At 66.8% G+C, this 18,766-nt stretch carries 16 protein-coding genes; 7 read left to right on the top strand and 9 right to left on the bottom strand.

The genetic code is table 11. The annotated features are described in order from the left end of the window. Positions 1-119: 119 nt before the first annotated feature. Positions 120-1,745: a M28 family peptidase gene (locus tag BM360_RS10145; RefSeq protein WP_093314297.1), complete on the bottom strand. Its 1,626-nt coding sequence runs from the start codon at positions 1,743-1,745 to the stop codon at positions 120-122. 413 nt (positions 1,746-2,158) lie between these two features. Between BM360_RS10145 and bla the strand changes: the two genes are divergently transcribed. Continuing rightward, positions 2,159-3,091 (top strand): class A beta-lactamase, encoded by a 933-nt coding sequence (bla, locus tag BM360_RS10140; protein ID WP_242653438.1) that lies wholly within the window; start codon positions 2,159-2,161, stop codon positions 3,089-3,091. 234 nt (positions 3,092-3,325) lie between these two features. Further along, positions 3,326-4,924, top strand: coding sequence for a flavin-containing monooxygenase (locus BM360_RS10135; protein WP_093314293.1), 1,599 nt, complete (start codon positions 3,326-3,328; stop codon positions 4,922-4,924). 28 nt (positions 4,925-4,952) lie between these two features. On the opposite strand, the gene BM360_RS10130 is transcribed toward BM360_RS10135, so the two are convergent. After that, positions 4,953-5,954, bottom strand: coding sequence for a bile acid:sodium symporter family protein (locus BM360_RS10130; protein WP_207544576.1), 1,002 nt, complete (start codon positions 5,952-5,954; stop codon positions 4,953-4,955). Positions 5,955-6,179: 225 nt separating this feature from the next. Between BM360_RS10130 and BM360_RS10125 the strand changes: the two genes are divergently transcribed. The 3 genes from BM360_RS10125 to BM360_RS10115 are packed head-to-tail and all read left to right on the top strand — an operon-like array spanning position 6,180 to position 9,130. After that, positions 6,180-6,713, top strand: a complete 534-nt coding sequence (locus tag BM360_RS10125) for a sigma-70 family RNA polymerase sigma factor (protein ID WP_093314291.1) — start codon at positions 6,180-6,182, stop codon at positions 6,711-6,713. Continuing rightward, positions 6,703-7,455, top strand: coding sequence for an anti-sigma factor family protein (locus BM360_RS10120; protein ID WP_093314289.1), 753 nt, complete (start codon positions 6,703-6,705; stop codon positions 7,453-7,455). Before BM360_RS10125 ends, BM360_RS10120 begins: the two co-directional genes overlap by 11 nt. 4 nt (positions 7,456-7,459) lie before the next feature. Next, on the top strand, positions 7,460-9,130 hold the full coding sequence (locus tag BM360_RS10115; RefSeq protein WP_093314287.1) for an FAD-dependent oxidoreductase: 1,671 nt from the start codon (positions 7,460-7,462) through the stop codon (positions 9,128-9,130). A 9-nt stretch (positions 9,131-9,139) separates the two neighbouring features. Here BM360_RS10115 and BM360_RS10110 read toward each other — a convergent pair whose 3' ends face one another. Next, complete coding sequence (locus BM360_RS10110; protein ID WP_093314285.1) at positions 9,140-9,532, bottom strand: winged helix-turn-helix transcriptional regulator; 393 nt, start codon at positions 9,530-9,532, stop codon at positions 9,140-9,142. Positions 9,533-9,613: 81 nt separating this feature from the next. Here BM360_RS10110 and BM360_RS10105 point away from each other — a divergent pair, with 81 nt between their 5' ends. Next, positions 9,614-10,345, top strand: a complete 732-nt coding sequence (locus BM360_RS10105; RefSeq protein ID WP_093314283.1) for an SDR family NAD(P)-dependent oxidoreductase — start codon at positions 9,614-9,616, stop codon at positions 10,343-10,345. A 63-nt stretch (positions 10,346-10,408) separates the two neighbouring features. On the opposite strand, the gene BM360_RS10100 is transcribed toward BM360_RS10105, so the two are convergent. The 6 genes from BM360_RS10100 to BM360_RS10075 form a co-directional block, all read right to left on the bottom strand. Next, complete coding sequence (locus BM360_RS10100) at positions 10,409-10,762, bottom strand: hypothetical protein (protein WP_093314281.1); 354 nt, start codon at positions 10,760-10,762, stop codon at positions 10,409-10,411. A gap of 81 nt (positions 10,763-10,843) precedes the next feature. After that, entirely contained in the window at positions 10,844-11,125 is a 282-nt protein-coding gene (locus BM360_RS10095; RefSeq protein WP_093314279.1) for a DUF427 domain-containing protein, read from the bottom strand. A 26-nt stretch (positions 11,126-11,151) separates the two neighbouring features. Continuing rightward, positions 11,152-12,933 carry a YbhB/YbcL family Raf kinase inhibitor-like protein gene (locus tag BM360_RS10090; protein WP_093314277.1) on the bottom strand — a complete coding sequence of 594 codons (1,782 nt, stop codon included), beginning with the start codon at positions 12,931-12,933 and terminating at the stop codon, positions 11,152-11,154. Positions 12,934-13,143: 210 nt separating this feature from the next. After that, the gene (locus tag BM360_RS10085; protein ID WP_093314275.1) at positions 13,144-14,763 is read right to left on the bottom strand and encodes a cation acetate symporter; all 1,620 of its coding nucleotides are present in this window, start codon (positions 14,761-14,763) and stop codon (positions 13,144-13,146) included. After that, a complete protein-coding gene (locus BM360_RS10080; protein ID WP_093314273.1) occupies positions 14,760-15,068 on the bottom strand; it encodes a DUF485 domain-containing protein in 309 nt (102 codons plus the stop codon). The genes BM360_RS10085 and BM360_RS10080 overlap by 4 nt, the downstream gene beginning before the upstream one ends. Before the next feature lie 182 nt (positions 15,069-15,250). After that, positions 15,251-16,288 (bottom strand): aldo/keto reductase, encoded by a 1,038-nt coding sequence (locus tag BM360_RS10075; RefSeq protein WP_093314271.1) that lies wholly within the window; start codon positions 16,286-16,288, stop codon positions 15,251-15,253. Between the two features lie 152 nt (positions 16,289-16,440). Here BM360_RS10075 and BM360_RS10070 point away from each other — a divergent pair, with 152 nt between their 5' ends. After that, positions 16,441-18,726, top strand: a complete 2,286-nt coding sequence (locus BM360_RS10070) for a GH92 family glycosyl hydrolase (RefSeq protein ID WP_242653434.1) — start codon at positions 16,441-16,443, stop codon at positions 18,724-18,726. The last annotated feature ends 40 nt before the right edge of the window (positions 18,727-18,766 follow it).

Genomic DNA, 18,766 nt, shown 5'->3' with positions numbered 1-18,766 from the left:
CTGTGGTGCAGGCAGAGGCCAGTAGCACAGCGATCGACATTGGCGCGCCCGCTCGTCTCACTCCGAACCCCTTCACCTCCGCTTCCCGCGCCAACGCGGCACCGCTTGCGATGATTCTCTCAGCGTCGTTGTGTGGCACTCTGCGTTCTTACGGCCTTGAACTCCGACCCGTCGCGCCACTCCGGCCATGTGGTGCCATTGGCGAGATCGAAGCCGATCCGACGAAGAAGCTCCACATCCGCAGCCGCACCTCGCAGGTCCCAGTCCGCCGACCAGGTGTCGCAGGTCTGGTGATAGCAGCGCATGTACCCGTCCAGCCACGCCTGCCCCGCGGCACGTCTCCCGGTGACGAGGTCCGGAGCGCCGCTGATCGCCATCAGCAACAAGGTCGGGACACCCCGTCGTGCGAGCGAAAAGTGGTCGGCACGGTAGAACAGGCCGCGCTCCGGCAGCGCCTCCGGCGTAACCACGCGCCCTTGCGACTGCGCAGCGGCGGCGAGCGCATCTTCCAGCGCATTCTGCCCGGCGCCGACCAGCAGCACGTCTCGCGCGGGTCCGGCGGTCTGGAGAATGTCGAGCGTGAGGTTGGCGACGGTTTTCGCGGCCGGATAGATCGGGTTCGCCGCATAGGTTTCGGACCCCAGCAGCCCACGCTCCTCGCCGGTCCAAAGCGCGAAAACCTGGGTGCGGGCCGCCGGCGGCGCCTTTGCGGCGGCGCGCGCAATGGCAAGGACACCGGCCGTGCCCAGCGCGTCGTCATTCGCACCCGGCCGCGTGCGCCGCCCCTGTGCGTCGGGTGCGCCCTCGCCGTAGGCATCCCAGTGCGCCCCGTACATCACGACTTCGTCGGGGCGGGTCATGCCCGGCAGTTTTGCCAGCACGTTGCGGCTCTCCGCGCGCTCGACGGTGACCGGCAGGTCGGCGGAGAAGCCGTCGCCCTTAAGCGGGACGGGGCGGAAGTCGGCCCGGCGCGCCGCGACCCGTTGCTGCGCCAGATCGAGGCCGGCGTCTGCGAAAAGGCGTGTCGCGGCCTCGACCGCGATCCAGCCCTGCAGCATGACCCGCGGGGCAGGCGGCTTGGCCACGTCGTAATTCTCGCCGGCGGGCGCAGTGACGGTCGCCCAGCCATAGCCGGCACCCGGCGTATCATGGACGATCAGCGCGGCCACTGCGCCGCGGCGCGCCGCCTCTTCAAATTTGTACGTCCAGCGGCCGTAATAGGTCATGCGGCGGTCGCCGAACTTGCCCTTCGCATCGTCGCCGGCTTCCGCCTCGAAGTCGGGATCGTTGACAAGGAAGACGGCGACCTTGCCCTTCAGGTCCACGCCCTTGAAGTCGTCCCATCCGCGCTCGGGTGCGGTGACGCCGTAGCCGACGAAGACCATCGGCGCGTTCGTTATGCTCGCGCGATTCACCGGGCGGACGGTGGAGAGATAGACCTCCTTCCCCTGCGTCCAGTCGCCTCCGTTCGCACGGATCTGCCCCGACCCGAGCTGCGTGCGGACGAGCGGCACGGCCTGCGTCCAGCTGCCGTTCGCACCGCCCGGTTGAAGGCCTGCCGCCTTGAACTGCGCGACGAGCCAGTCGACCGTCTTCTGCTCGCCCGGCGTACCGGGCGCGCGACCGCCGAAAGCGTCGCTCGCGAGGATCTTCACGTCTGCCGACAAGGCCTGCGGCAACAGCGGGTCCGGCGCGGCCGCTGCTGCGACAAAAGGGAGAGCCACGAGGGCGAGAAGGGGTTTCATGGATTCGGGCTCCTCAGTGGCAGGCGTCTGCAACTCCTAGCGTCGAGGCGGCTCGTTGACGATGTCGCTTCGGAACCGGCCCGGTGAGGAGCGCCGGCCTGTTATCTGCCCCGCCTATGTCTCGCTCGGACCTGAGGCTGAGTGGATCGCTGCGCCTATCGCTTCGGGACGAATGGCTGCCATCATGCGGCGAACCGCCCCACCTGCTCTGGCCGCAGCGCGTCGGCGCGTGCACGGCAGCGGGCAGAAAAAAGGGGAAATGCGTGTTGCGTTCAGCCGTGTTGCGTTCGGCCGTCATCATCGCCGCCAGTGGAGCGGTAACCGCCTGCGTCCCATCTGCGCGCCCCCCGGTCGAGCGCCCGCGCGTGGCGCCGCCAGCCGTCGTGCGTCCCGCGCCTCCTCCGCCACCGCGGGTGAGGGCCCAGCCGACGACCGAGTTCCTCAACAGCATCCAGGCGCTGGGCAGCGGCTTCGCAGGCGATGTCGGGATCGCGATCCGCGATGTCGATGAGGGCTGGACCGTGGCGTTCAACGCCGACACCCCGATGCCGCAGCAGAGCGTGAGCAAGCTGTGGGTCGCGATCACGGTCATGGACGCGGTGGATCGCGGTACGCTGTCGCTGAACGAGACGGTGACGGTGCGCCGGTCCGATCTCACCGTCTTTCACCAGCCGATCCGCGCGCTGATCGGCCCCGACGGCTATACCACGACGCTGCACGAAATCCTCGAGATGGCGATGACGCGGAGCGACAATACCGCGAACGACGTGCTGCTGCGCCGCGTCGGCGGGCCGGCGGCGATCCGGCGGATGCTGGCGGACAAGGGGATTGCCCGCGTGCGCTTCGGCCCTGGCGAGCCGCGCCTGCAGGCGAACACGGCGGGGCTCGAGTGGCGGGACTCGTGGGCAGGTGGGGCGGGCTTCCTCCAGGCACGCGCCGCGCTCAGCTACGAGGCGCGGGCCAAGGCGTTGAAGCGCTATCTCGCCGATCCGGAGGATGGCGCGACCGCCAGCGGCATTGCCGACGGGCTAGCGCTGCTGGCGCAGGGCCGGCTGCTCTCGCCGATGTCGACCGCCAACCTGCTGGGTCTGATGCGACGCAGCAAGACAGGGCCGCTGCGGCTACGCTCAGGGCTACCCGCGGGCTGGTCGCTCGCGCATAAGACGGGCACGGGGCAGGATCTCAACTCTTGGTCGACCGGCTATAACGACGTCGGGCTGGTCGCCGCACCCAACGGACATCGCTACGCGGTGGCGGTGCTGATCGCGAGCACGCGCCAGCCGATCCCTGCCCGCATGCGCCTGATGGGCAACGTGATGCGCGCACTTGTTCGTGCAGTGGGGTAGTGGCCGCGAACCGACGGAGGGGCGCTCGGCGGTGCGCTTCGCGGCTGATAGTTGCTCCAAAGACGGTGCGCCCGCTCGACGTGACATATGACCCGACAAGAGCCGATCTTGATCTACGCTAACAAACTTGGCGCCTAGTCCGAATGGGTGATGGCGGCGCTGCCGCCCCGCGGTAGGCGCATGAGGCCTCCTGATGACCTCGGGGCAAACCCGCGCGATCAACAGGGAGCCGGCATGAGTGGTGTAGAACAGGTCGACATCCTGATCATCGGCGCAGGCTTTTCCGGCCTGTATGCGACCTACCGTTTCCGTCAGAGCCACAATGTGATCTGCCTTGAGGCTGGCGATGGTGTAGGCGGCACCTGGTATTGGAACCGCTATCCGGGTGCCCGGGTCGACATCGAGAGCGTCGAATATTCCTATGGCTTCGATGAGGAGCTGCAGCAGGAATGGAGCTGGCCTGAATATTTCTCGGCCCAGCCCGATCTCGAACGCTATGCTAACCACGTCGCTGACCGGTTCGACCTGCGGCGCCACATCCGCCTGTCCACCCGTGTCGAGCGGATGACCTTCGACGAGGCGGCGGATCGTTGGCACGTTCACACCTCGCGCGGCGATCATATCGTCTGCCGCTATGTCGTGGCCGCGACCGGCAGCCTGTCGGCTGCCAATACGCCGCCCTGGCCCGGTCGCGAGACGTTCCGCGGCGAGATCTACCACACCACGGAATGGCCGCGGGACGGCATCGACTTCACCGGCAAGCGCGTGGGCCAGATCGGCACAGGATCGACCGGTATCCAAGCCGCCCCGATCATCGCGCGAGAGGCCGAACATCTCACGATCTTCCAGCGTACTCCGGCGTTCAGCATGCCTTCCGGCAATCGGCCGATGGATCCGGAGCATGAGCGCGATTGGAAGGCCAATTACGCTGGCCGCCGCAAGCAGATGCTCGAAAATTACGGCGCATCGCTGATGGTGCGGCCGGAACAGTCGATCCACGACTGTTCACCCGAAGAACAGCGCGCGGTGCTGGAGAAGGCGTGGAATTCCAAAAGCGCGTTCCAGCTGATGCTGTCCTTCAACGACATCATGTCGGACAAGTCCGCCAACGACATCGTGGCGGATTTCGCCCGCGAGAAGATCCGCTCGATCGTCAAGGATCCGGTGACCGCGGAGAAGCTCTGCCCCAAGACCTACCCGATCGGCGGCAAGCGGCTGTGCATCGATGCCGGCTATTTCGAGATGTACAATCGCGACAACGTCTCGCTCGTCGATGTCGCGGCAGCGCCGATCGTCGCCTTCACCGAGAAGGGGCTGCGCACCACCGACGCGGAGTATGAGCTGGACATCATCATCACCGCAACCGGCTTCGATGCGGTGACCGGCGCGATGTCCCGCATCGCGATCGAGGGGCGGGATGGCGTCATCCTTGCTGATAAGTGGGCGGACGGGCCTTCCGCCCATCTCGGCCTGATGGTGGCGGGCTTCCCGAACCTGTTCATGGTCCACGGCCCGCTGACACCTGCCGCGCAGGCGCAGATGATCACGACGGGCGAGTGGCAGGTGAACTTCATCGGCCGGATTATCGATGAGCTGGATCGCGACGGCCTCACCCGCATCGATGCTACGCCCGAGGGGGAGCAGAGCTGGGCAGACGAGGTGGAGGCGGTCTCGCGCTTCACCGTTCACCGCCTTGCCGACAGCTGGTACAATGCCAAGAACATCGAGGGGAAGAAGGGGGGCTTCATGATCTACGTCGGCGGCTTTCCTCGCTTCGCACAACTCTCGATCGAGGCGCTCGACCAGAATTACAGGGGTTTTGTCCGCAGCTGAGCCGCTACGGTGCGCCTTAGCGAACGGCTCAGCTGGCCAGCACAGCGTCGGCCGCGCGCTCGGGATCCGGGCTGCGGCCTGCGTAGCGTTGAGCGATTGCGGCGCAGGCGAGCAACTGGAGTTGGTGGAAGATCATCAACGGCAGGATGATCGCGCCAACCTGTGCGGCGGGGAACAGGACACCGGCCATCGGCACCCCCGATGCCAGGCTCTTCTTCGATCCGCAGAACACGATCGCGATCTCGTCAGGCTTGGAGAAGCCTGAGCGCCGCGCGATCATCGTTGCACCCACCATCACGACTGTCAGCAGCATCGCACACAGCAGGATGATCGCGGCCAATTGCCAGCCCGGCACCGCGCTCCATAAGCCTTCGACCACCGCCGCGCTGAAGGCAGTGTAGACGACCAGCAGGATCGATCCACGATCAACCAGCGACAGCACCGCCTTGTGGCGCTCAACGGTGCAGGCGGTGACCGGGCGGGAAAGGTGGCCGAGCAGGAATGGCAGCAACAATTGCAGCGCGATCATGCGCACCTCGGCGCCGCTGACGCCGCCGCTCCCGCCTCCGTCCATCAGAAGCGCTACCAGCAGGGGCGTGAGCGCGATCCCGATCAAGTTGGAAGCGGATGCGCTGCACACGGCGGCGGGCACGTTGCCGCGGGCGATTGCGGTGAACGCGATGGAAGATTGAACCGTCGACGGCAGGAGCGTGAGGAACAGCATCCCCGCAGCGAGGGACGGCGCCACCACCCACGTCGCCAGGCTGTGGAACGCGAGGCCAAGGACCGGGAAAGCCGCGAACGTCAGCGCCAGCACCACGAGGTGCAGCCGCCAATTGCCCATACCCGCCAGGATTGCGGCGCGTGACAGTTTCGCACCATGCAGGAAGAAGAGCAGGGCGATGGCCGCCATGGTCGTCAGATGAAAGGCGTCGGCTACGCTGCCCCTGCATGGCAGCACCGTGGCGACCAGCACGGTGCCGAGGAGCATAAGGCTGTAGCGATCGATCCGCCGGACGATGTTCAGCATGCGGTTCCTTTCGTGCGCCCTGTCCCTCTCCAGTGAGGATGGTCGCAGGCGTGCGCAACTCCGATGGAGCGAGGCTCCGCTCCGTCGGCTGATCGCCCGACACGGTGAGCTTCAGCGCTTCACCGGTGCCCAGCTGCCCGTGGCAGTTTTGCTCCCGGCAGCCGACCTCCGGAAAAACCTTCAGGGCTCCGGGGAATAATCGTCGCGGCGCAGCGTACACCCCTTGTGAAATCGAGACGCCCCCTTGATGTAGCCAGGCACCTGCCGGCGCTGTTGCGGTACGCGCGGTCGCTGACGCGGGACGATGCGGCGGCGGAGGACCTCGTCCAGCAGACGTTGGTCCGCGCGATCGAGCGAAGCGACAGCTTCCGCCGCGACGCGGCGCTGGAGCCATGGCTGATGGCTCTACTGCACAACCTGTTCGTAGACGGCACCCGTCGCGTCGCACGTGAACGCCGCGCTATGGACGGGTTGGAGGGTGCGACGCCAGCAGGCGCCTCCCTGCTGCCGCAGGAACAGCAGCTTTACCTCGACCAGATCGCGTCACGGTTCGACGCATTGCCTGAGGAGCAGCGTGCGGTGCTGCACCTCGTCGCCATCGAGGGTCGAACTTATGCCGAGGTGGCGGGCACGCTGAACCTGCCCATCGGCACCGTCATGTCGCGGCTGAGCCGCGCACGCGCCGCCTTGCGCGACGCTGCGCTGGATCGTGCCGCCGATCCGAAGCTGCGGATCATCGGAGGAACGGATGCAGGGTGAACCCGTCAGCGCTTTCGAGCTGGACGCCTATGTCGATGGCGAGCTGGATCTGGAGCGGCGGCTTGTCGTCGAGGATCATCTCGCCCGCAATGCTGACGCCTCCATGCGGGTGATGGCCGACCTGCGCGCGAGGACGGCGCTCCGGCTCATCGATGCCCAAAGGTCCGAGCCTTCGGCAGAGGCGCAGGCTCTGGCCGCACGGCTGACTGCGCACCTTGCCGGACGTGGCCGGATGGGTTGGTTCGGGCGCGGCGGCCTCATCGCGGCGACCTTCGCGGCGAGCATCGGGCTGGCCACGCTGCTGCCGACGCGCGAGGTGCAGGCAAGCCCTCCCTCCTACATTGCCGACGCCGTCATGTCTTACCGCACCAGCCTGCTGCGGATGGCGATGGCTTCGCAAGCCGAGAGCCGCGTCCTCGATGCGAGGGATGTGCGGCGCTTCACCCGCATCCGCGTCCCGACCTTGCCGGACGGCTGGCAGATCCAGGACGTGCAGATCTTTCCCTCGGACGAAGGGCCTGCGCTCCAGTTGCTGGTGCGCACGGCAGACGCGCAGACCGTATCCATCTTCGCCGTGCGCTCGAACGAGGCCGCGCCTGTGCGTCCGACCACGATCCGGCGCGGCAACACGTCCGTCGCCTACTGGCGACACGGCCCCGTCGCATACGCGCTGACCGGCCTCGAAGCGCCGGAAGCGCTCGACGTCGCGGCCGAAGATCTCGCGGACAATCGGCTGCACTGAAATCATGCACATCGACCTGAATGAGATTGCACCCGTGCGGCTGCGCGCAGACGTGGCGGTGATCGGCGCAGGCGCCGCCGGCATCACGGCGACGCGTCGGCTGCTGTCGCATGGCCTTAGCGTCATCCTGCTGGAGAGCGGGGGGCTTGACTATGAACGCGATACGGCCGCGCTGAACGACGGCGACGTGGTGGGCGAGCCCTATTACGACCTGGAGGATGCGCGCCTGCGCTTCTTCGGCGGTACGACGGCGATCTGGGGTGGCCGCTGTGCCGAGTTGGACCCGATCGATTTCGAGCGCCGTTCCTGGATACCGCATTCCGGCTGGCCAATCGCCTATGACGAAGTGCGGCCCTACTATGCCGAAGCGAGCCAGGCGCTCGGCCTTGCGCCTGGGCTGCGCACGCCCCCGCCACTCGCCTTCGACGACAGCGAAATCGCGACGCCGCGCTGGCTGTTCGACGAACAGTTCGATCGTTTTGCCTTCACCCGCTGCCGCGACGTGGTGGAGCATCCACGCTGCACCATTCTGACCCACGCGACAGTGCGCGAGATCGTTGCCGCGCCGTCCGGCCGTGGGATCACACGATTGGCGGTCGTGAACCACAATGGGCGGTCGGTCGACGTGCAGGCGGCGGATTATGTCCTGGCGGCGGGCGGGATCGAAAATCCTCGGCTGTTGCTCGCCTCGCGGTCTCTGATGCAGGCCGGGCTCGGCAACGACCGGGATCTGGTCGGCCGGTTCTTCATGGAGCATCCCCATGCGCGCGGCGGGCGGATCGTCGGAAAGGCGGCGTGGCAGTGGCTCTCCGCCTTCGGCTTCAAGCGCGCGGCGGACGGCAGCAGCTACGCGCACCTGATCGCGCCTTCCCCCGCACTGCAGCGGCGCGAGGGGCTGCTCAACACGTCGCTGACCATCGCCGGCCGGCGCCCGGCCATGGGCAAGGAGGCGCTGCTCATGCGCGCCTATCTGCACGCCAAGCACAGCGCCGCGCCGACACGGTCGGGCAGGGCCTTGTGGAAAGCGACCAAGAAAACGGTACGCCGGGTCCAGAGTTTAAGCGAACCGCTCCGCCCTTGGCTGCTGCACAAGACGGGGCAGCTGGACGTGGCGCTGGTGGTCCGTGCGGAGCAATCGCCAAATCCCGACAGCCGCATCCGCCTCTCCAACGACAAAGACGCTTTGGGCATGCCGCGCGTGCAGCTCGACTGGAGGTTGAACGAGCTGGATGTACGCAGTGTCGCGGGGCTCGTCGGGGCACTCGGCCGTGAGGCGGAGCGGCTTGCGCTCGGCACTGTCGAGGCTGCCGAGTGGCTGAGCCGACCGGAGGCGGGATGGCAGACCGATCCATTGATCAGCGCGCATCCGATCGGCGGCTTCCACCATCTCGGCACCACGCGGATGGCGGACGATCCGGCGCAAGGCGTCGTGGATCGCGACGGGCGCGTTCACGGGATCGGCAACCTTCATGTCGTCGGCAGCTCGACATTCCCGACCGGCGGTTGGGCGAACCCGACACTGACCATCGTCGCACTCGCGATGCGGACCGCGGATCGGCTGGCGGCCTGCCGCAGCAGCGCTGCGACCATCCGGGCTCAGGCAGCTAATGCGAGTGCGAAGGGTGCGATGGACGAAGCCGAGCACGTCAAGCTGCGACGGGTGAGCCGGGGCTAGGTTTGTCGTTCACCCCGCTTCGCGCGCCTGATCGTACGCGACAACAGCCGCCGCGAACGCCGCCTCGTGATCCAGTGCCCACGAGCAGAGAGCTTCGAACGGTCCGCGGAGTGAGTGACCCAGCGGCGTAATCGCATATTCAACGCCGATCGGGCTCGTCGGCAGCACCGTGCGCGTGATGAGCCCATGGCGCTCAAGGCGCTTCAGCGCGTCGGCGAGCGACTTGTGGGTGATGCCATCCAACCGCCGCTTGATGTCGTTGAAGCGCGCGGGTCGAGGGCACAGCACCGTCAGGATCATGATCGTCCACTTGTCCGCGATCTTATCGAGCACGGGCCGGATGCGAGGCACGTCCATCATCGCCTTGCATGACAGCGCCTCGAGGTCGGTATCGGTCGCCATATCTACTCACTTCCAGGTGCGTTCTTGATAGCAGATATGCTTCATATATCTGAAGCGCCATCTTGAACGAGAGGACGGATAATGGCTCGGATGGCAGGCAAGGTCGCACTGGTGGTCGGCGGCGCGAAGGGTATCGGTCTCGCGACGGCCCGTGCGCTCGCCGAGGATGGGGCGACCGTGCTCCTGACCGGGCGGAGGGCGCAGGAGGTTGCCGCTGCGGCTGAAGGCATCGGTCCCCTGGCGCAGGGCATCGAAGCCGATGCGGCCTTGCAGGCCGATCTGGAGCGTGTCGTCGCCGAGGCGAGGCGCCTGCACGGCCGTGTCGATGCGCTCGTGCTGAACGCCGGATTGTCGGAGCCGGCGACAATCGCCGAGGAGTCCGCCGAGCATTTCGACCGGCATTTCGCCGTCAACGTGCGCAGTGCGCTGTTCGGGATCCAGGCGGCCTTGCCCGTGCTGAGCGATGGCGCGTCGGTGGTGCTGGTCGGGTCGATCGCCGACGTCATGGGAGTGACGCCCTTCAGCACCTACGCCGCAACTAAGGCGGCGCTGCGCTCCTATGCGCGCAGCTGGGCGGCGGAACTCGCGCCCCGCAATATCCGCGTCAACGTCGTCGCGCCGGGCCCGACGGACACGGACATGATGGCTGCCGTCTCGGACGAGATGCGGCAGACGCTGATCGCGCCCATTCCGCTCGGCCGCATGGCGCGAGCTGACGAGGTCGCAGCCGCTGCCCTGTTCCTGCTCAGCGACGCCGCCAGCTTCGTCACGGGTGCCGAGCTCTGTGTTGACGGCGGTATGCGGCAGGTTTGACGAGCTCCGACGCTCGGGACAACAACGACGCGCCAGACATCCTCTGGAGCACGCGAGTTAAACTCAAGCGATCTGCACTTCGAAGGCGAACCATGCCCCGTGCGCGTGATCGTACAGCTGCACCAGCCGCTCGGTCACGTTGGCGGTGAAGTGCCCGGCCGAGCCCCTGTCGAAGCCGTTCGCCGTTGCGCCTTCGATCTGCATGTGGACGGACGCGTCGGCGGCACGGAGCTCGGGAAGCGTGCCGCCGAATCTCACGTCATGATCGCCGTCATAGCCCTGCAGATGCTCACCGCGGGCCTCGGCCGCGATCCGAAGGTGCCGACCTGCCGTGTGATCGTACAGGCCGGCGACCTTCTTGCCCGTGACGAACGCGTGGGCGGAAGCGGCGATGATGGCGCGGACTTGTGGCTGCATGGCTCCGCGTGACATCTGCTCGACCGCGGATCAACCCTCTCCCGCATCGCCGCGTGCAGGCCGGTCGGGCCGGTGTGTGGCTCAGCTTACCGTCACGCCTTTCCAGAAAGCGATGCGGCCGCGGATGGTCTCCGCTTCCGGCTTGGGCTCCGGATAATACCACGCAGAGTCGATGTTGTCGGCGCCGTCGACATGCAGGCTGTGATAAAGAGCGACACCCTTCCACGGGCAGATTGTGGTCGTGTCGCTCGGCCGAAGGAGTGCGGCGTCCACGGCATCAGCTGGGAAGTAGTGGTTGCCCTCGACGAGGACGGTATCGTCACTGCGCGCGACCAGCTGGCCGTTCCATCGTGCCTCAACCATCCTTGTATCTCCTGAGCAGGTTCGTCTCACCGCGGCTCGGCATACGTGCCGACGATCTCCCCGGTCGCGAGCACATGGCCGGACGTGGCCGCCAGCAACTGGTCGCGCGTCGCGCCGAGCGGCAGGGTCAGCATGCGATCGAGCGCCAGCACCTGGAAATGATAGCGGTGCGGCCGATCGCCCTTCGGCGGCCGCGGACCGTACCAACCGACCGAGCCGCGTCCGGTCACACCCTGCATGATGCCGTCCAGTTGGGTGCCACTCAGCCGGTCGCGCTCCTGCAGGCCCGCGGGCAGGCGCGTTGTGCCGGCGGGGATGTTCCAGGCGACCCAGTGGATGACCGGCTTGGCGGCGCCGTCAGGATCCTCGACGACGATCGCGTAGGATGCCGCGCCCGGCACCGCCGACCAGCTCAGGCCGGGCGAGATGCCGAGGCCATACTCGCTCTGCTCGCGTGGGATCGTGCCACCGGCCCTGAAGCCGTCAGCAGTCACCGTCAGCCGCGTAGCGCCGGTGGCGAGTGCCTCCGGCCTGGTGAGCGCCAGCGGCACGTTGTTGCCGCGTGCCGCCTGCTCAAGCATCGGGCCGGCGGGTGGCGCCAGTGGCTCAGCCTGACCGGCCGCGCCGTCATAGGTGATACGGTAGATGATGCCGTTGGCGTCGTCCGACAGCAGGATCGACCCGTCGCGCATCACCGCGACGCCGCAGGGGCGGCCATAGTGGCCGCTGCCGTCCCGGTTCATGAAGCCGCTGACGAACGGCTCGATGCGGGTCGGCTGCCCGCTCGCGTCGAAGCGAATCCGCGCGAGCTCGTAACCGGATGCGGGCTTGCGGTTCCAGCTGCCGCGCAGTGCGATGAAGGCGTCACCACCCGCATCGGGGCCGAAGCCACCGCCCGGATGGAACGCCATCTGCATGCCGGCGGAATGCGCGACATGCATCAGCACCGGGTTCGTAGATGCGGCTGCCCATTGCGCGCCGGTGATGCCGCCGGGCGGTTCATCCTGCGGATTGAGCTTCCCGTCCTCGAACACGTATGGCCAGCCATAACGCTTGCCGCGCTCGATCTTGTTGACTTCCTCGCGCTGCAGGTCGTTGCCGAGCCAGTCGATGCCCTGATCCCAGCCCCACAGTTCTCCCGTGCGTGGGTGCCAGCCGAAGCCGATCGTGTTGCGCAGACCGGAGGCCCAGATGCGCCGGCTCTTGCCGTCCAGGCTGGCCCGGATCAGCGTCGCATTCTCCTGGCTCGATTCGTCGCAGGCGTTACAGGTCGAGCCTGCGCTGATGTAGAGCATCTTGTCCGGCCCGACCGCGAGCGTACGGTTGAGGTGCTGGCCAGCATCCGGCAGGTCATCCATAAGCGTCTCGACCGCACCGATGCCGCCATCGGGGCGAAGCGGTGCGCGAAACACCTCCCGCGCGGTCATGAAATAGAGCATGCCCTCGTGGATCGTCAGACCATGCAGGCCCGGCCGGTTGACGATCACGGTCGGCGGTCCATCCGCGCGCCCGTCGCGATTGGCGTCGACCAGACGGATGATGTCCGCCTCCGAGCGCCGGCTGACATAGACGGCGCCGTCGGGCGCAACCGCCATGACGCGCGTATTGCCAAGATCGCCCGCCCACACGGCCGCACGGTAACCGCGTGACAGCTTCAGCGAAGCGGCGAAGCTCGGCCCCGGCTTGAGCGGCGTCAGCTCATTGAAGTAAGCCTCGACCTTGCGCTTGTCATTGTCCTCGGGACTGCTCTGCGCAGCGACGCCAGTGGCTGATAGAAGCAGCGTCGATGCGAGCAGGGCTGCCTTCACGTATGTTCTCCCGGTTCTTGCGGGAGGTGAAATGCGCGACCTTCCTTCACGGGCCCAAGGGGCGGAAACCAGCAATCATCGTGCTTCCGCAGGCTGCATCACGGGGTGCTCAGCGGCGGCCCGTTCACGACGAACGCGATCTCGCTCGAACGCAAGGATGGGAATGCCGCCACGCTCCATCATGCCGGCGATCGCCCGTGTCGAGACGCGTCAGTGCCGGCTGGCGCCTACCGCACCAATGCCCGTTTCCGCCCGCACCCGCTGCGCGGCGTAACGTTGCCGGTCCACGATCGCCCTCCCGCTTCGATCGAGGCGGGACACGATCCAGATCACCAGGAGCGCCGCGGGCATCGAGAACAAGGCTGGCGAGCTAAAGGGGAACACCGCCTCCGCGTGGCCGAGGACGGTGACCCAGATGGCTGGCGACAGAAATGTCAGGACGAGCGCGAGGGTGAGGCCGACGGCGCCACCGGCAACCACGCCGCGGGTCGTGCAGCCCGGCCAAAGCAGTGAGAGGAGAAGCACCGGGAAATTGGCCGAGGCTGCAAGCGCGAAGGCCAGGCTGACCATGAAGGCCACATTCTGCCGCTCGAACAGGATGCCGAGGCCGATCGCGATACCCGCCAGCACGACCACGGTGACGCGCGAAACGAACAGCTCCGCGCTCTCGTCGGCGCGTCCGCGGCGCCAGACGCTCGCATAGAGATCGTGGCTCACCGCCGATGCGCCCGACAAGGTCAGGCCGGCGACGACCGCCAGGATGGTGGCGAAGGCGACAGCCGACACGAAGCCCAGGAACAGGTCTCCCCCGATCGCATGCGCCAGGTGCACCGCCGCCATGTTGCCGCCGCCGCGCAGCGCCCCGGCAGGGTCGAGATAGGCTGGCTCGGTGCCCACCAGCACGATTGCGCCGAAGCCGATGACGAAGGTCAGCAAGTAGAAATAGCCGATCCATCCTGTCGCCCAGAGCACGGATGTTCGCGCAGCCTTCGCATCGGGCACGGTGAAGAAGCGCATCAGGATGTGCGGCAGCCCCGCCGTACCGAACATCAGCGCGAGCCCGAGCGAGATCGCGGAGACGGGATCCTTGATGAACCCACCGGGTGCCATGATCGCGCGTCCTGCCGAGGCGGCGGCAGCAGGGGGCGCGCCGGCCTTAGTTGCGGCAGCGCTCTTCACGTCAACCGCGCTGGCGAACAGCGCCTCCGGGGAGAAGCCCAAGCGCCACAGCACCGCGCCGGCCATGAAGCTGGCCGCACCCAGCAGCAGCACCGCCTTGACGATCTGCACCCATGTGGTGGCGAGCATGCCGCCGAACAGGACGTAGAACGTCATCATCACGCCGACGATCGCGACGGCATAGGGGTAGGGCAGGCCGAACAGCAGCCGGATCAACTGGCCGGCGCCGACCATCTGCGCGATCAGGTAGAACAGGACCACCATCAACGTCGACACCGCAGCCAGCGTGCGGACCGGTGTGGGTGCGAAGCGGAAGGAGGCGACATCGGCAAAGGTGTAGCGGCCGAGATTGCGCAGCCGTTCCGCCATCAGGAACAGCAGGATCGGCCAGCCGACGAAGAACCCGATCGAGTAGATCAGCCCGTCGTAACCGTCGGCGAAGATCTGCGCTGAGATGCCGAGAAAGGATGCGGCGGACATGAAGTCTCCCGCGATCGCCAGGCCGTTCTGGAACCCGGATATGCCTCCCCCGGCAGCGTAGAAGTCGTCTGCGGTGCGCGTGCGCCGCGCGGCCCAGCGCGTGATGCCGAGCGTCAGCAGCACGAACGCTGCGAACATCGCCAGCGCGGGCCATCCGGTCCCCGCCGTCATGCGCTCGCCTCCGCCACGATCGCGGCGATCTCCCCATCGAACTCGCGGTTCGCCCGCCACACGTAGAAGCCGGTGAGCGCAATCGCGAGCAGGATGACGCCGAAGCCCACCACGATGCCGACCGAGGTCGCTCCGCCGTCAAGCGAGCGGCCGAGCCAATCCTTCGCGAAGGCGACCAGCAGGATGTAGCCGAGATAGACCACCAGCATGATCGTCGTCAGCACCGCTGCCAATCGCCCGCGTCGCTTCACCAGGCGCCGATATCTCGGGCTCTGCGCGACAGCCTCGAGCTGATCGTCCCCCATGGTCGTGGCTCCTCCCCGCACGGACCATAGGAGATGGCGCAACATTGGCCACCCCGGTTGACGCGATGGCCAACGGGTGGCGTCAGGTTCGCCCGCCGCACCTCTCACTTGTGGAGCAAGGCCGGCGTCATCGCCCAGGTATCAGGAGGCAGACAGGCCGATGTTCGGGCGAACGCCGCAGGTCAGCGGCGTGCGGCGAGAAGGTCGCGCTGCTGCTGACCCTGCCGCTCCTGCATCCAGCCAGGATACTCGCTCGCCAATTTGCTCGCTGTGTCGAGCGAGGCGAGCTCTTCCCCGGTCAGGTCGATCTCGGTCGCGGCCAGATTGTCGGCCAGCTGGTCCGGCCGCTTCGCGCCCACGATCACGCTTGTCACCGCCCGCTGGTGCAGCAGCCAAGCGAGCGCAATGCGTGCGACCGAAACGCCGTGCGCCTCGGCGATTGGGCGCATCGCTGCAATTACGCGGTCGCCACGCTCCTGATCGACCGGCGGAAAGTCGAACCCCGCGCGGCGACCATCCGCTGCCCCGCCGTCACTATATTTCCCGGACAGGAACCCGCCTGCCAACGGGCTCCACACCATCAAACCGACATCTTCCGACAGGAGCATGGGCGCGATCTCGCGCTCCAGTTCGCGTCCCACCAACGTGTAATAGGCTTGCAGCGAGGCGAAGCGGTGCAGCCCGAGACGCTCGGCGATGCCGAGCGCCTTGGCGATCTGCCACGCCGCCCAGTTGGATACACCGACGTAGCGGACGTGGCCGTGCTGGACGAGCGTATCGAGCGCGCGCAACGTCTCCTCGATCGGCGTCGCCGGATCGAAACCGTGAATCTGGTAGAGATCGACGTGGTCGAGCTGCAGCCGCTTCAGGCTCGCCTTGCAGGCATCCAGCAAATGGTAGCGCGAGGCGCCGCGCCCGTTCGGACCCGCGCCGGTTGCGCCAAAGCCCTTGGTCGCCACCACGATTTCGTCGCGCTTGACGCCCAGGTTGCGGATAGCCTGACCGGTAATCTCCTCCGATCGGCCCTCGGCATAGACATCGGCCGTGTCGATGAAATTGACTCCCTTCTCCATGGCAAGGCCGAGCAGCTTGTCCGCCTCATCTTGGCCGAGCTGTCCGATCTTGCTCCACATGTCTTCATCGCTGCCGCCGAACGTCATCGTCCCCAGGCAGAGTTCGGAGACGAACAGGCCAGTGCGGCCGAGCTTGTTGTAGCGCATGAGCGGAGAACTTTCTGTCGATGGGCAGGCAGCGGTAGAACGCGCTTGAGCGGCTTATGGCGCAATGCTCTCGGAGGTGGGCTTGGCGTGGCCGGGCGCATGGGTGCAGATGGCCCGGTCAGCCGGAGAGGGATGCGAACATGCTGCGCGAGATGATCTTGGCCCTCCTGGTTCTGGCCGCGGCCACTCCCGCGCAGTCCGGCACGGCGGCGGACGTCGATCCGTTCATCGGCACGGGCGGGGAGGGGCATACCTTCCCCGGCGCTGTGGCCCCGTTCGGAATGGTGCAGCTGTCGCCCGACACCGACACGCGCTGCGTGCTTCGCGACTGCTACAGCCATGCCGCAGGGTATCGGCACGAGGACCGGACGATCGAGGGGTTCAGTCACACGCACTTCTCGGGTGCGGGCCACTCGGATCTTGGCGACCTCCTCATCATGCCAGTGGCCGGCGACGAGGTGCCGTTGAACCCCGGCACCCCCGACAAGCCCGGCTATCGCTCTGCTTTCCGCCACGCGACGGAGCAGGCGCGTCCCGGCTACTATGCGGTGACCCTTGACGGGCCGGGCGTGCGGGCAGAGCTCACCGCCGGCACGCGCGTGGGCGTACATCGCTACGCCTTTCCGGCCGGCAAGGCGGCGCACCTCGTCGTCGATCTGCGATCGTCGCTCTACAATTATCCGGGCAAGATCCTCTGGTCCGGGCTCCGGCTCCGCCCCGGCGGGATCCTGACCGGGTTCCGCGAGACACGCGGCTGGGCGCCGGGGCGCAAATTCTACTTCGCCATGCGCTTCTCCGCGCCCCTCGTCGGCCACGCGCTGCTGAACCGCGAAGGCGAGGTCCCGTACAAGGGATTTCAGGCGCCCGGGCGCGGGAGCGACGCGGTCGCGCAGCTTCTAGGGCGGGCGCTGGTCGCGCGGCTGGACTTCGGCAGGATCGACCGGCCGCTGGAGGTGAAGGTCGCGATCTCGGGCGTGGACGAGGAGGGCGCGATTGCCAACCTCGCGAGCGAGCCGGGAGACTTCGGTGCGATCCGCCAACGGACCGGCGAGGCGTGGGACAAGGCGCTGGGCGCAGTCGAGATCGAGGCCGCGCTGCCGATGCGCCGGATGGTCGCGACCGCCCTCTATCACTCGCTGCTCGCGCCAAGCGTCTGGAGCGACAGCGATGGCCGCTATCGCGGTCCGGACGATCAGGTGCATCACGCAGACGGCTTCACCTTCCGCTCCACCTTTTCCCTGTGGGACACATTCCGCGCGCAGCATCCGCTGCTGACGCTGATCCAGCCCGAAGCGGTCAATGCGGAGATCGTCCGCTCTTTGTTGGCGAGCCGCGCCGAAAGCCCCGACGGCATCTTGCCGGTGTGGCAATTCCATGGCCGCGAGACGTGGACGATGATCGGCTATCACGCGGTTCCGGTCATCGCCGACGCTTATCTGAAAGGCATCAAGGGGTTCGACGCGGATGCAGCGCTCGACGCTATGATCGCGAGCGCCAGCTATGCGCCTTACGGCGGTCTCGGCGACTATATGCGTCTCGGCTACGTTCCGATCGATCGCGAGCCCGAGGCCGCATCGAAGACCGTCGAATATGCCTATGACGACTGGACGATCGCCCGCATGGCATCGGCGTTGGGGCGGCGGGATGTGGCTGCGACGTTCGCGAAGCGAGCGGGCAACTGGCGCAACAGCTTCGACGCGGGCACCGGCTTCCTGCGGGCGCGCAAGGTCGACGGCAGCTGGCGCACACCGTTTGATCCGACCGCGATCAACTATGGCTCTGACTATACGGAAGGCAATGCCTGGCAATATAGCTGGTTCGTGCCGCATGATCAGGCCGGTCTGTTCCGGATCATGGGTGGCGATGCCGCGGCCGTGGCCAAGCTGGACCGGATGTTCGATTACGATAATTCAAAGATCGACTACAGTCACGCGGAGGACATTGCAGGGCTGATCGGGCAGTACATTCACGGCAATGAGCCGAGCCACCATGTCGCCTATCTCTACAGCTATGCCGGCCAGCCATGGCGGACGCAGGAGCGGCTGAAGCAGATCGTCGACAGCCAGTACAAGGCGGTGCCCGACGGCCTCTCCGGCAATGACGATCTGGGTCAGATGTCCGCTTGGCTGAGCTTCACCGCGCTGGGCTTCTACCCCGTCGCGCCTGGAACGAACGAATATGTCATCGGTCGGCCGTTCGTGAACCGGGCCGCGCTGAATCTGCCGAACGGAAAGCGCTTCATCATCACCGCGTCCGGGATGAGCGACACCAACCGCTATGTCGGATCTGTGCGCCTGAACGGACAACCGCTGACGCGCGGTTATATCCGCCACAAAGAGATCATGGCCGGCGGCACGCTCGAGTTCCGCATGACCGCGCAGCCCAATCGCACGTGGGCGACGGCAGAGCGTGATCGGCCTTTTTCAGAGACGCGATGATGCGGGGCTGCCTGCGAAGGGACGCAGGCAGGGATCACCG

The organism is Sphingomonas jatrophae, assembly GCF_900113315.1.
GTDB classification, from domain to species: Bacteria; Pseudomonadota; Alphaproteobacteria; order Sphingomonadales; family Sphingomonadaceae; genus Sphingomonas_P; species Sphingomonas_P jatrophae.
Note: the sequence above shows the minus strand (reverse complement) of the source record. Positions and strands in the feature narration are given on the sequence as shown.

Bases quoted from the DNA above. Each gene is read 5' to 3' on its own strand.
- BM360_RS10085 (WP_093314275.1), bottom strand. From the start codon at position 14,763: ATGACGGCGGGGACCGGATGGCCCGCGCTGGCGATGTTCGCAGCGTTC.
- BM360_RS10100 (WP_093314281.1), bottom strand. From the start codon at position 10,762: ATGCAGCCACAAGTCCGCGCCATCATCGCCGCTTCCGCCCACGCGTTC.
- BM360_RS10130 (WP_207544576.1), bottom strand. From the start codon at position 5,954: ATGCTGAACATCGTCCGGCGGATCGATCGCTACAGCCTTATGCTCCTC.
- BM360_RS10110 (WP_093314285.1), bottom strand. From the start codon at position 9,532: ATGGCGACCGATACCGACCTCGAGGCGCTGTCATGCAAGGCGATGATG.
- BM360_RS10080 (WP_093314273.1), bottom strand. From the start codon at position 15,068: ATGGGGGACGATCAGCTCGAGGCTGTCGCGCAGAGCCCGAGATATCGG.
- BM360_RS10120 (WP_093314289.1), top strand. From the start codon at position 6,703: ATGCAGGGTGAACCCGTCAGCGCTTTCGAGCTGGACGCCTATGTCGAT.
- BM360_RS10095 (WP_093314279.1), bottom strand. From the start codon at position 11,125: ATGGTTGAGGCACGATGGAACGGCCAGCTGGTCGCGCGCAGTGACGAT.
- BM360_RS10115 (WP_093314287.1), top strand. From the start codon at position 7,460: ATGCACATCGACCTGAATGAGATTGCACCCGTGCGGCTGCGCGCAGAC.
- BM360_RS10070 (WP_242653434.1), top strand. From the start codon at position 16,441: ATGATCTTGGCCCTCCTGGTTCTGGCCGCGGCCACTCCCGCGCAGTCC.
- BM360_RS10105 (WP_093314283.1), top strand. From the start codon at position 9,614: ATGGCTCGGATGGCAGGCAAGGTCGCACTGGTGGTCGGCGGCGCGAAG.
- BM360_RS10075 (WP_093314271.1), bottom strand. From the start codon at position 16,288: ATGCGCTACAACAAGCTCGGCCGCACTGGCCTGTTCGTCTCCGAACTC.
- BM360_RS10145 (WP_093314297.1), bottom strand. From the start codon at position 1,745: ATGAAACCCCTTCTCGCCCTCGTGGCTCTCCCTTTTGTCGCAGCAGCG.
- BM360_RS10135 (WP_093314293.1), top strand. From the start codon at position 3,326: ATGAGTGGTGTAGAACAGGTCGACATCCTGATCATCGGCGCAGGCTTT.